Below are 12,638 nucleotides of genomic sequence, written 5' to 3'. Positions count from 1 at the left end.
TTTTTTAGTTACTATCGCACACCTTGGTGAGGTGTCCGAGTGGCTTAAGGAGCACGCCTGGAAAGTGTGTATACGTTTGCGCGTATCGAGGGTTCGAATCCCTCTCTCACCGCCAAGTTTACTTTCTATGATATCTCATAGAGTCCTAAAAGCTTAAATCTAAAGGGTTTAGGCTTTTTTTATTGCCTTATGTTTTCCAATTGACCCTATTGAATCCTGATATAGTTGGGGGTATAACTGGGGGTATAATAAATTACCCCCATTTTTATACCCCCAAATTTCTACGGGAAGCGTTGCAATGCTTACAGATGCTCAGGTCAGAAAGATCAAACCTGCTGAAAAGAAAACCAAATATTCTGATGAAAAAGGCATGTATCTGGAAGTCACACCGTCAGGTGGCATGCATTGGCGTATGAAATTTCGCTTTCAGGGTAAAGAAAATATTTTCAGTATTGGTACATATCCTGACACTACACTTGCCCAAGCAAGAAGAATCCGTGATGAAGCTCGCTTAAAGTTAAAAGATGGAATTAATCCAAACGAAGCAAAGAAACAAAAAAAATGCAAGTCGATGAAAGCACACTTTTCAGGGCACTTGCTATGGAATGGATGCAAGACCGTAAAGCAGTTATAAAAGAAGCAACTTACTTACGTGATTTATCAGTATTTGAAAAAGACCTTTTCCCTGCTTTAGGCGATATGGCTATTGATGAGATTAAGGGTAAGGATGTACTTGCCTGCGCCAAAAAAATTGAAGAGCGTGGTGCACTGGAAATGGCGAAACGCTCAATCCCTTTAGCTGGACGTATTTTCCGCTTTGCGATTCGTAAAGGCATTATTGAGAATGACCCGACTCCACACTTAGGTGAAGCGCTTAAACCACGTAAAGTAAAAAATATGGCTCGTCTGGATATTTCCGAATTCCCTGCCTTTGTTGAACGTATGGATCGCTACCACGGCAACCTGATCATTAGATCAGCCTTACAGTTGATGACGATTACTTTTGTCAGAACGGCAGAACTGAGAATGATGGAGTGGAATGAGATTGATTATGAGAATCGTTTATGGAGAATTCCAGCACATAAAATGAAAATGGCTATGCCTCATATAGTGCCTTTATCAACACAGGCTTTAGAGATATTAGAAAGAATTCAACCAATTACAGGCATAAAACAGTACGTTTTCTACAACTACAGTACAGCCAAGCCAATCAGCAGTAATGCCCTTTTATGTGCAATTCGAACAATGGGCTATAACGGTAAAATGACAGGTCATGGCTTCCGAGGACTTGCATCTACAACCTTGCATGAGCAAGGCTATATGCACGATGCCATTGAGATTCAATTAGCTCATCGGGTAGGTAATGCAGTTTCTCAGGCTTATAACCATGCCCAACACCTAGACTACCGTATTAAGATGATGCAGGAATGGTCTGATTTTATTGATGGGTTGAGGAGGTAAAAGACATTCTCTCTAATAATTTTCACACAATCATGATTATTAGATTATCCAAATTTGTGGTTTTTTTGATCAAATTCATTACAATAATAGATTGTAAAAATGATCTATTTGAAATTTCTATCTATCTCCCGACTTATGAAGGAACATAAAGCATTGATTTAAAGACAATTGTATCGAAAGTTAAAAATACAACTTTAGCTAAATATAAGTTCCATAGGAACTATATCTCAAAAAACATTTAAAAAATGATAAGTTACTAAAGATAAAATATTTTTTATTTGTTAAATTAAAAAAAATTTGAAAATGGTTTAGATTTATGAATTTCGATGATTTGAAAACTAATATTGTAAATCTATTAAAAATATATAGAGGCCGTGGAATTAGCCTCAGGAATGAAATACATCCTCTACTATCAAGTTTTACTTTCTTAGACCGAATCCATACTTGGTCTAGTTTATTCGTACATATCAGTGAACTTGAAGAAGATATTGAACCTGATTTATTATCCAAATTAGGAGATCTGTATACGAAAATACAGGCTGATTTTAATAAAAGAGTTCTTTTTGAAGATAAATATTTGAGTGTCTATTAAAGGATTACCTTGCTACGATTAATTAAAACTACATTTAGAAAGTCTAATTTCACCTGATCAAACTTTAGATTTGTCTAGAAATGGTGATTTCAGAGATCATATTTTCCAAGCTAAGCAAGAGGTAGCACAAAAACATATATATCAGTTCAAAATTATTAGAACTTTTATATTAAAAGAAAATATTCGTGTAGATGCTCTAAAAAGTGAATATGTAAATGAAGAATATGAAAAATTAGTAGCTTATAAAGAAGTTCGTTTACCTTGTTTTGATAGCATTATTCTCGATGATGCCACTCAAGAAATTATCTTGTGTGCAGATCTATCATCGCAATTTCACGAAGAAAACCTACGCGGAGCGTTAGCTAAGCTCAGATTATATTTAAATCAACTTGTAGTTGAGCATATTCCTGATACTGGCTGTAATGTTTTCCCTGCCATTGGAAAACTCTATCATGAAGCAATAGGTAACGTTAAGAACCTATCATTTAAAACTGATGACGGAATTTCACATAATGAATCATCAAGAGTCGGTATTGAGGATTTACGTAGTGGTGAATATCATAAAGGTGGTATAGCAAATGCAACTATCGAGCCTTACAATATTACTAAAGAGTACAATCTTAAAACCTATAAAGTATTAGTTACTGTTAAAGGGTCTTGGCATGCTCTTGCAATCAATACAGGCATACCAAATCTAAATAACTTTTATGTTTCTACAAAAGACCAAGGTAGCTTTTTCAAAGCAATTGAAGAAATCGTCAAAACATCATGAACTCAGAAGCAGTTGATAGGCTTTACATTACGAAGTTCATTGAAACTAATGAACTCTCTGATGAAGAAGCAAACGAATCTCATTACCAAGAAATGATTACCTGGTTAGATAAATTCGTCACATATTTTTCTCATACAAAAGAAAAGAGTTCTTATAAGCATATTACTTATAGCAGAATTTATGATGTGATTAAGCCTATTGAAAACTCTGAATTTAAAATATTTATAAATAATCTATTGATTTTGAATATTTTAGATGACCATTTTCAAGCATGTGACCTTCATTCTGAGAATATTATTTCAGTTGAGAAAGAATGGATTAATGGCTGTATTCTTAACCAATCCTACATCGACCCTTTTACTGAAGAAGAGATAAGTAAAGAGGAGTTTTCTAAAATAATTTCTCGATATTTTTCATTTACAGACGAGTTTAAAGAATATTTAAAACATGACCACTCTTGAATTTGACTTAACTGATCCTCTAGAAGAAAGTTTGTATAATCGAAGGTTAGCTATACAAAAAAATGACTATGAACTTTATATAAAACAATTATATAAAGATTTAGGTATATGCGTTAAAGATTTAGAATCAAAAGCGCATTATGCTCATTCACAAAGTGAAGATCAGCTATCTCTAATTATAGAAACTCAGCTAAAGGGTATGGGATATAAAGCATCTCATGATACTTTTCATAACGGTCATGTAGACATACACGTTCAGTATCGTCATTTTATTTGGTTAGGTGAAGCTAAAATTTATGGGAGTCCAACTAAAATTTTTGAAGGTTTTTTACAGTTGACCACGAGATATAGCGCGTCTTCAACTGATAACTATCATGGTGGGTTGCTCATATATATTCAAGATACAAAGATTCCATCTATTGATATTTTAGAAAGCTGGAGATCATTTGTTTCTGATGATCAACGTAAAAAGGATTTTTCTTATGAAATTACATGTTCAGATAGAGCAGGAAGAAATCTCTATTTTGATTCTACTATGCCTCATCATAAGTCTGGACTAGAATATTTTATAAGACACATGACTGTAGATGTTCGGCACGATCCACAAAAATAGAACGCCGCAGTAGCACCTCTTCATTGGAAATACATTTGCACGGAAAAGGGTTTAGCTCAAATTGAAACTGACAGTCTGGAACAAATATCCTTAACTGTCAGATCAAGTTTGAATTAGTATACTCTACAGATCATTTCACTAACTGCATCAAGCTGCTAAAACTATCAATTACAGCATACTTAACCGCATCGCCTAAGGACTGATTTTCTTCATTCAACGTTGCAAAGAATTTCTTAGCACTGTCAATTTTACGCTTTTCTTTATCCCGTAAATCAGCATCATTCATAGAGCCTTTTGTTTCTGCGACAAAGTAAACTTGGCGTACTTTATCTTTATCAAAAGCAATTGCCCAGTCAGGGTTGTAGTTACCAAACGGAGTAGGAATTTGAAAACGATCTGGAAGTTTTGCATAAACGATAACTTCATCAGCTCCATCCAATTCTTCTACAAACTTGCGTTCATTGTCGGAATCAGTGACCACATAATTCCAAATATGACGATCTGCTTTAAATGACTTTGATGGAATATTCTCATTACTTACGAAAATATCATTTTCAGGATAACCCTCTTTTAATGGATTGTATTTTAAACCCTGAATAACCATTGAGGCTTGTTGCTCATTGATAATTCTACTCATTTCACGAATAAACGCTTCAGGGTTTAATTTAAATTGAGCAAAAACAGAGGCATTAATCCCTTTAAGAATCTGTGCTACAGTCCTACGGGTTAAGTTGGTATCTTCCGCAATATTACCAACCAAGTCATATTGCACCTGAGAATGAATCGATAAAGTACTATTTTCAGTTTTGGTTGTCATTTTTCCAAAAGCTTCTTTAGACTTCAACTCATCAAAACTCACCTCATCTTTCATTGATGACTCTGCAAGTTTATAACTCAATGTTTCTACAAACTTGTTATTACGCTCTTTTGCTGTACGTTCAACACAACTAATACTGTCACTAATCAGCTTGTTAGAGTCAATCTGAATTTGATAAATCGCTTTACGGTTAATTTTCTTCCATAAATCCTGAAATTCTTTACGCTCAAGATTTTTAGAGTTGATGTGGTTAGTCAAACGTTTATTAGCATCCTCAGTCATACTATCCGTAGCTTTAGGATCAAAAATACTATCTATCAACTTTGTAATTTGAGCTGTGTAGGGTTGCAACTCATCAGGGAGTGTAACCAGTTCACCATTGGCTTTGTCTTGATGATATTTAGGTGCAATATGATCATTATCATCGATATAGTCATTTCGCGTCAGATACTTATGGATCTGCTTTGCCATGACTTTCGTCACTTCAAGTTTTGAACCATCGACAAGTGTGAATACCTTGCCTTCAAAGTACTCAGGCGTTGCTTGTGTTGGACGACTCGCCAATGTATTTACAATCTCTGTCTGCAATTTAGCAACAAAGTCTTTGTAACTTTCATTGGTGACAACAGTCAGATTATTTAAACGGTGAACTTCACCTAATGCACCGAAATAGTTGGCATCCATACGTTCGCCATTTTTATTCACCGCTAAACGCAGACCCCGTCCCACTTCTTGGCGACGAGAAATGGTATTGTCTGAATGCTTTAATGTACAAATCACAAAAACGTTTGGATTGTCCCAACCTTCTCGTAAAGCAGAATGTGAAAAAATAAAACGTGTTGGCTCTTCAAAAGACAGTAGCCGCTCTTTATCTTTTAAAATGAGATCGTAAGCATCGATATCATCCGCTTGTTGCACGGATACGCCCAATTCTTCATCTTTTACTTTCTTTAAGGCTGGATCAGTTAACTTTTTCGATTTCTTATCAATCGAGAAATATCCATTATGGGTTTTGTCTACGTCAATCGACTTTAGATAATCCTGATACGGATCATTTTCTAAATTGAGATCTAAAACCTCATTTAAAACATATTGGTACTGTTCTTTAAATATTTGAGTGTATTCACCATCAATAGGATTATTATTGTCATCATATTGACGGTATTTTGCTACTTCATCGATAAAGAAAAGACTTAAGACTTTAATACCTTGATTATAAAGTTGACGTTCTTTTTGAAGGTGTGCGCGAATCGTTTCACGGATTTGAATGGTACGCATCACTTGTTCATCAAGATGTCCTATCGATTTTTCAGCTTGAATTGTGATTCCATTTACAAAAGTGACCGTATTTGTTCGTGCATCAATATCAGAAATGACGTAACGATCATTATACTGCTCTGCCTCATGCGAAATGATAAATAAATCATCACCTTTAGATACTTTTCTTACTTCTCGCTTAAAACCTGTTTTGGTTTGTATTTCTAACTCTAGCCGTGCAACTGGTGCAGATTTTGAGACAATAATATCTTGCAGATACAAGTAGCCATGTGTGCCTGTTAAACCTTGAACTTCAATGCCTTTGACCGTAATTTTCTTCACTAATTTCTGGTTATAGGCATCTAAGGCATCTAAACGATAGACTAAGTTATAGTCACGTTTATGTGTTGCCGAATAACGCAAGATAAACAATGGATTGAAGTTAGCCATTGCTTTAAGGGTATTTTCAGCACCCATCTTTTGTGGTTCGTCCAAAATTAGAATTGGTCGGTTACGGCTAATAACATCAATTGGTCTACGAGATTGAAACTCATCTAAGACGCTATAAATTTTTCGTGCAGCTTCATTATTTGCACCTTCTTTAATAGTATTAAATGCTTGGACATTAATAACCATGACATTAATGCCTGCATTTGAGCTAAAGCTTTCTAAATGATGCAGTGCTTTCGAGTCATAAATAAAGAAACGTGCTTTTTTGCCGTATTGTTCCTGAAAGTGATCCGCCATCATCTCAAGACTTTTATGAACACCTTCACGAATCGCAACACTCGGTACAATAATAATAAATTTTGACCAGCCGTATTTTGCATTGAGTTCAAACATTGTACGGATATAGCAATAGGTTTTACCTGTACCTGTTTCCATTTCAATATTTAAATTCAGTGGGCTGCCTGTTAGATTTTTACCTTTGCTATCATCTGTTATTAAACTTGGCGATGGTTCTAAAATATTCGCCATTTGTACATTTTGAATATTTTTAAGCACTGCATTTAAGTCAAAAATTTTGGCATTTTCAAAACCAACATCAGCCACCACTTTTTTTGACTTACCACGTTGTAAATCTAATGTATCTTCAAGCATATCGGCTTGTGCTGTTGGTTTTTTAGATTTTACTGTCCCTTGGTCGATCATATAACGATGACCTTCCAACTTTGGTTGCCCAACAAAGCAATCGACCACTGCCTTTACAGCATTTTTCTGATAATCAAGTGTTTTAAAATGGATTTTCATTTATTTAATCCTCTTAAATAAACTTAACTTCAGTTTCAGGCGATAACTGTTTAAAGCGTTCCTTGATATTGGTTTTATCATGGTCGAGTTGAATTGCTCGTTCTGCCGATACCACGCGCAATGGTTTGTCTTGGGCAATTTCATCCACCATTGCAAAGTTAATTTCGTCAAAACATGCAACGAGACTATTTCCTGCCACATAGAACACTTCTTTGCCTTGAATGATTTTACGTTCAATTGGTAATGAAAGCTCTAAGCCCCAATCTAGCATCACTTGGAACAATAAGTCTTCAGAGGTGCGGTCTTCTTTAATATGGTCTGCTAAATCTAAAATATCCGCTTGTGTATAAGCATCTGGCGTGTAATACACATCTTTCATATTGGTTGAATCTATTTTTAAAACACGGAAACCAATATCTAAATTTTCGATGCCTTCTTTATTCAAATTTTCTTCAACAATCTTTTTACCAGCACGACGAATACGTTCTTTTGAAATTTCAGCAATATTTTTATAACCCAATTTATATTCTTCACTATCATCCATACATTCCTGTGGTATTTGTACAAGGATATATTTCAATTTTTTACTTTCTTTGATTGATAGTTGCATGATTGCATCAGCAAATGAACCAGATCCTGCAAAGAAATCCAATACAATATCCTGATCTTTTAATCTACAAATTTGTGTTAAATACATTAATAAACTTGTAGGCTTAGCGAAATCAAAAGGTATTTCTAATTTTTTTAGTTCTGCAGAACTCTGTCTGTTTTCAAATTTGTTTAAATAATTTGAAGGCACAACACCTTTCTCTTGTTGATCAAGCAACCATACCTTATTATAAATATTCCATTTAGATTGCTTACCATCCTGATCAACTAAACCACTAGTTGCCGTTTCTTTAAAAATTATATTACCTTTATCGAACTCATCCTTAAATCTTGGATAAATCCATTTCCAAACTTTATCATCTGAAGAAGGTAGAACTTTTTCACCCTGAATCAATTTTTTTGGAAATTTATTACCTGGTGGTATGCAAAAAGAACCATCTGGACATTCAATCCAATATCGCTGATTTGGTCTTGCATCAAGTGAAGCCTTAAAAAGTCGTTCTTCTCCAAACAACTCCCCCTTTCTTTCCCCTTCAATTTCTTTCTTATTATAAAAAGTTTGTATTTGCTCTTCTGTTAGAGGAGCTCTAAAAGGTAAAGTAGATTCTATATTTTTAGTACAGACTAGAATATAGTCCACGCTTGGTGAAAAAAACTTACCTTTTGCTCCTCCAGTTTTCATTAATCTTGGAATAATAGTTAAAAAATTATTTTCACCAAATATTTCCTTAATAAGCTTAGCTAAAGAATCAACTTCAACTTCTCCAATACTGCAAAATAATACCCCTTGATCTGAAAGTAAATTTCTAGCCAACTTTAAACGGCTATACATCATACTCAGCCAATCAGAATGAAACCTTCCATTAGTATCTGTATTTGCAATTAAGCGATTTCCTTCTTCATCTACTTGGTTAGAGCGCTCAAAAAACTCATCGGTACTTTCTGCAAAATCATCTTCATAGATAAAATCATTACCTGTGTTATATGGCGGGTCAATGTAAATCATTTTTACCTTACCCAAATAGTTTTCTTGCAGAAGTTTTAAGGCTTCTAAGTTATCACCTTCGATAAACAAGTTTTCTGTCTTATCAAAATTAACGCTTTCTTTACGGTATGGGCGCAAGGTTTTCGCAATTGGTGCATTAGCCGTAAGGATAGATTCTTTTTTCCCCACCCAATCTAAACGATAACGCTCTTGCTCACCCTCAACAATCACTTGAGATAGCTCTTGTTTAAGTAAATCAAAATCAATGGCTTTTTTTAGCTCGCCATTTTCACCTTGTGCTTCTGTGACACAATTTGGAAAAAGTGCTGCTATTTTTTCGATATTGCTATCCACAAGGTTAGGGCTGTGCATTTTTAGTTGGTCTTGGTTTGACATTATCAATCGTCTCAATCATTTAATCTTAAAAATCTAAATTTTCCATATTCCAGTTTTTACCGAAGTATGGACGTAATTGTTCAAGTGCTTTCGGCAATTCATCAGCACAGGTCACCCCTAAATAGTTGGCTGCTCGGGTTGCACCGACATATAAGAACTTTTGATATAAATCAGGATACTGCTGTATTAATTGGTCGATACCCACAAAAAATACAGCTTCAAATTCCAAACCTTTAATATACTCAATACTACATACACGTACATCAGTAGCATTGCCTACACTTTGACCTTGTAAACATGCAATCGCTTTTAAATTATACTCATCCAAATATTCAGATAATTTTTTAGCCATAGGTTGCACAAGAGACTCATCTTTGACCAAAACCATGATTGATGGCAAAAGTTGCTCTTCAGCATGATTCACATTCACTAAACGCTCAATTTCACCAATTCGCTCAGTTATCCATTGGGCTATATCTTCCATATCCTGTTGATACTCAACCAACACAGATGGTAAGCCTTCAAAAGAGGTAAATGGTGATAATTCAGAACGTGCTTCTATATCACTTTCACCCATTAAATCCAAAATTGCATGAGTGAATTCATTTAATTTAGGACTTTGACGATAAATTGTATTGATACGTTCTATTTTTAGATCAGGTGAAATCCATTCGATCAAAGCTAAATCTTTAATCCCTTGTTGAGTTAGTCGTTGATTAAAATCCCCACAAGCAAAGAAAGAGTTTAACAGCGGTGTCGTCATTGCTTGCATACAAGCAAGCTGTAATGCAGAAAAATCAGTAGCTTCATCAACCATTATCTGATCTTTAAATATACTATCACGTAAACTTTTCAACTCTTGGAAAGCAAGTTCATCTATATTTCTAAGAATATACGGCTCTTTAAGTAAGGCTTTTAAATTACGTAATGTCACCAATAAAATTAAGTCTAGTTCTGCTTGTGAAATTTTTTTAGTATCTAATTTAGTAGTGGCATAAAAATATTGATATCCTTCTTCTTTTCTAAACTTTTTATATAAGTTCACAGTTTTTTTATAGCTACGCTTCCAACAACTTAAGTTATGACGTAAGCCATTTTGTAAAGCTATACTTCGCCCTAATTGCTGAAGTCTTTCATCTGAAGGCAATTTTCCCATTAACCAATCAACTAATTTTGCATCTTTACTGTTTTTCTTAAATGATTTCTTAAGATAATGATAACGAGCAAGTTTCTTTAAAATTTTTTGAAATTCTACCAAAGCCTTTGCTTGCTGAGTATGACTTACAATTACTTCCGTTTCATCTTCATCATAGTCAGACTCATCATCTTCCTCTTCATCATCAACATTTTTAAAATCATTTAAGAAGCGAGCAAGATCTTCAAGAATACCTGCATTCTTATTCACCAATAAGTTACGCTCTTCTTGAACTAACTTGTCACTGACACTTTTTTCACTTTCAATCAATTTCTTGATTTGATTTTCAAGTTCAAAAAGTTGTCTATATTTTGCTGTAACAGCTTCTCTACTTTCAATAATGACTCGAATTTTTTCAATCAATTTCTCATCATTTAAGCTAGATGCTTTCTGCAAAATTTTAAAGCCATTGCTTAATTCTAAAGTTAAAGCAGTATCAATAAAGCTTTGGAAGCTTGTATATAGAAGACGAGGATCATCAACATGCCGTGGTTTTAGATTCTCTGTTGAAGAAAAAGAAAAACCTGAGCTATTTTTTGCAGTATTTAAAATACTAAAATTTTTACGTGCAATATTTCTAGAGCAATTTGACCACGTTATTAAGTTTTCTCGAATTGCAATACCTTCATAATTAAAAGCTTTAAACAAATATTCTTTTAATAACTCTGAAGGAGTAAACATCAACCAATCGTTAAATCCTTTACCATCTTTACTTAATTTTTTTAAAAGGTCTTCTTCAATTCCTGACAATACACCTTGTGATCTATCAAGTTTTTGCCCTAAACGCTTAATTAAAGTTGTGGTTTTACCTGTACCAGGTGGACCTAAAATAATACGTTGTGAGTTGACTGGTAAACGAAAAATATTGTCTTGGTATTCATCTAACGCAGCTTGGCTACGTAAAGACATCCCTGAACGTATATTACGTGTAAGATTTTTAATTTTACCTACTGTTGTCTGCTCTTCTTCAGCAATAGCTTTTAAATAAGCTTCTACATCAATACCTTTATCTTCTAAACTTTCCAAAAACTTGCGAAAAGATTCTAAATAAATTTTTTCTTTTTTTGTGACTATATCAATTGAAATGCCATCCCATAACTCTTCCGTCTGATATGGAATAAACTCCACTTTTCTCGTGATGCGATACTCTGTATTACCTAATTCAACCTTTGAGTTACAAGACAAAGAGGCTATTTTTCCCATGGGTGAACGATAGCTAACAAAATCAATATTCTTTTCACGCCAAAAACCTAATCCAGTTGGTACTGCAAACTTAGAAAAATAAATACTACGACAATAATTATGTTTTTTATCCTCCAAATCTATACACATAAATGCTGGTTCTTTAATAAGATAAAAATAGTCAGCCCGTATAGCATCAGAAGAAGCTTCTAATGTTAGAAATGCATTATCTGTAAAACTATTTGCTGTAATTACTTCACTTGAATATCCAGATTGAGCTAAAGAATCCCTTGCTCTAGAAGAAATATCAGTAATGATGTTAAGTGTATCTTGTGCTACTTCATTAATTTCCTTGTGGATCATTAGATTCCTCTCTCAATTTGAATGAGTTGATTCTTTAATTCAATAATTTTTTTATTCAATTCAACTCTGCGGTTAAATTGCTTTTCACTTCTCAACTTGGATTTCAACTGATCAAACTGTTTTAACAAGCTTTCAAGTTTATGGGCTTGCTGTAATTTAAGTTCAAGGGAAATAGATTCCTGATCTTTGTGTTGTTCTTCACTTGTTGCTAGTGGTAATAACTGTTCGATGAAATGTTCATATAGATCAGGCAATTTTAAGTAAAAAGGCAATTCAGCACGGTGATGATCTTCTAACCACTCAGAAGCATAATATTGACCAATCACAGCTTTGCTTTTATCTGATTGATTCAAATGCTTATATGTTGCAACGACTTTAACTTTATCTTGATAAAGCACCTCAAAAATAATAGGCGTTAGAATGAGTTTATCGATAAACGATAGAATTGAGATATCTAAATTTTCGACACGGCTCTTCACTCGAAAAATTTGAATTTCTTTCAAGTCATCTTGATCTTCAAGGTGAATGGTAGAAGCTGCCAATTTATAAGCCCAACGAATACTCTCTACTTGATTCACAAAGAGTTGCTCAATTTTACTGTTGGCTCTACCTTGTTCATAGAACTTATTTTTCGGAATTAGGCGGTCAACTTTTGCTTGTTGTGGAAATTGATATAGCTTCATG

8 protein-coding genes, 1 tRNA gene and 1 pseudogene are annotated in these 12,638 nt (G+C 34.1%); 6 read left to right on the top strand and 4 right to left on the bottom strand.

The window, feature by feature from the left end; genetic code table 11:
- The first annotated feature begins 25 nt into the window (after positions 1-25).
- From AC0JIQ_RS01015 to AC0JIQ_RS00990, 6 genes and pseudogenes are all read left to right on the top strand, one after another.
- A tRNA-Ser gene (locus AC0JIQ_RS01015) sits at positions 26-115 on the top strand.
- Between the two features lie 183 nt (positions 116-298).
- Positions 299-1,461: pseudogene (locus AC0JIQ_RS01010) on the top strand (tyrosine-type recombinase/integrase).
- A 316-nt stretch (positions 1,462-1,777) separates the two neighbouring features.
- Positions 1,778-2,053 (top strand): hypothetical protein, encoded by a 276-nt coding sequence (locus AC0JIQ_RS01005; RefSeq protein ID WP_474202376.1) that lies wholly within the window; start codon positions 1,778-1,780, stop codon positions 2,051-2,053.
- Positions 2,054-2,123: 70 nt separating this feature from the next.
- Positions 2,124-2,825 carry a hypothetical protein gene (locus AC0JIQ_RS01000; RefSeq protein WP_474202375.1) on the top strand — a complete coding sequence of 234 codons (702 nt, stop codon included), beginning with the start codon at positions 2,124-2,126 and terminating at the stop codon, positions 2,823-2,825.
- On the top strand, positions 2,822-3,286 hold the full coding sequence (locus AC0JIQ_RS00995; RefSeq protein WP_474202374.1) for a hypothetical protein: 465 nt from the start codon (positions 2,822-2,824) through the stop codon (positions 3,284-3,286). The genes AC0JIQ_RS01000 and AC0JIQ_RS00995 overlap by 4 nt, the downstream gene beginning before the upstream one ends.
- On the top strand, positions 3,273-3,899 hold the full coding sequence (locus AC0JIQ_RS00990; RefSeq protein WP_474202373.1) for a hypothetical protein: 627 nt from the start codon (positions 3,273-3,275) through the stop codon (positions 3,897-3,899). Before AC0JIQ_RS00995 ends, AC0JIQ_RS00990 begins: the two co-directional genes overlap by 14 nt.
- A 130-nt stretch (positions 3,900-4,029) precedes the next feature.
- Here the strand turns inward: AC0JIQ_RS00990 and AC0JIQ_RS00985 are convergent, their stop codons facing one another.
- The 4 genes from AC0JIQ_RS00985 to AC0JIQ_RS00970 are packed head-to-tail and all read right to left on the bottom strand — an operon-like array spanning position 4,030 to position 12,637.
- Positions 4,030-7,224, bottom strand: coding sequence for a type III restriction-modification system endonuclease (locus AC0JIQ_RS00985; protein WP_474202372.1), 3,195 nt, complete (start codon positions 7,222-7,224; stop codon positions 4,030-4,032).
- A 13-nt stretch (positions 7,225-7,237) separates the two neighbouring features.
- On the bottom strand, positions 7,238-9,214 hold the full coding sequence (locus tag AC0JIQ_RS00980; RefSeq protein ID WP_474202371.1) for a site-specific DNA-methyltransferase: 1,977 nt from the start codon (positions 9,212-9,214) through the stop codon (positions 7,238-7,240).
- A gap of 25 nt (positions 9,215-9,239) precedes the next feature.
- Positions 9,240-11,954 carry an ATP-binding domain-containing protein gene (locus AC0JIQ_RS00975; protein ID WP_474202370.1) on the bottom strand — a complete coding sequence of 905 codons (2,715 nt, stop codon included), beginning with the start codon at positions 11,952-11,954 and terminating at the stop codon, positions 9,240-9,242.
- Positions 11,954-12,637 (bottom strand): DUF4391 domain-containing protein, encoded by a 684-nt coding sequence (locus tag AC0JIQ_RS00970; protein ID WP_474202369.1) that lies wholly within the window; start codon positions 12,635-12,637, stop codon positions 11,954-11,956. Before AC0JIQ_RS00970 ends, AC0JIQ_RS00975 begins: the two co-directional genes overlap by 1 nt.
- Between the last annotated feature and the right edge of the window lies 1 nt (position 12,638).

Source organism: Acinetobacter sp. FB (assembly GCF_056033405.1).
Note: the sequence above shows the minus strand (reverse complement) of the source record. Positions and strands in the feature narration are given on the sequence as shown.

What these genes read in the sequence shown, in the direction of transcription:
- AC0JIQ_RS00980 (WP_474202371.1), bottom strand. Translation starts at nt 9,214, where the DNA reads ATGTCAAACCAAGACCAACTAAAAATGCACAGCCCTAACCTTGTGGAT.
- AC0JIQ_RS00985 (WP_474202372.1), bottom strand. Translation starts at nt 7,224, where the DNA reads ATGAAAATCCATTTTAAAACACTTGATTATCAGAAAAATGCTGTAAAG.
- AC0JIQ_RS00975 (WP_474202370.1), bottom strand. Translation starts at nt 11,954, where the DNA reads ATGATCCACAAGGAAATTAATGAAGTAGCACAAGATACACTTAACATC.
- AC0JIQ_RS00990 (WP_474202373.1), top strand. Translation starts at nt 3,273, where the DNA reads ATGACCACTCTTGAATTTGACTTAACTGATCCTCTAGAAGAAAGTTTG.
- AC0JIQ_RS00995 (WP_474202374.1), top strand. Translation starts at nt 2,822, where the DNA reads ATGAACTCAGAAGCAGTTGATAGGCTTTACATTACGAAGTTCATTGAA.
- AC0JIQ_RS01005 (WP_474202376.1), top strand. Translation starts at nt 1,778, where the DNA reads ATGAATTTCGATGATTTGAAAACTAATATTGTAAATCTATTAAAAATA.
- AC0JIQ_RS00970 (WP_474202369.1), bottom strand. Translation starts at nt 12,637, where the DNA reads ATGAAGCTATATCAATTTCCACAACAAGCAAAAGTTGACCGCCTAATT.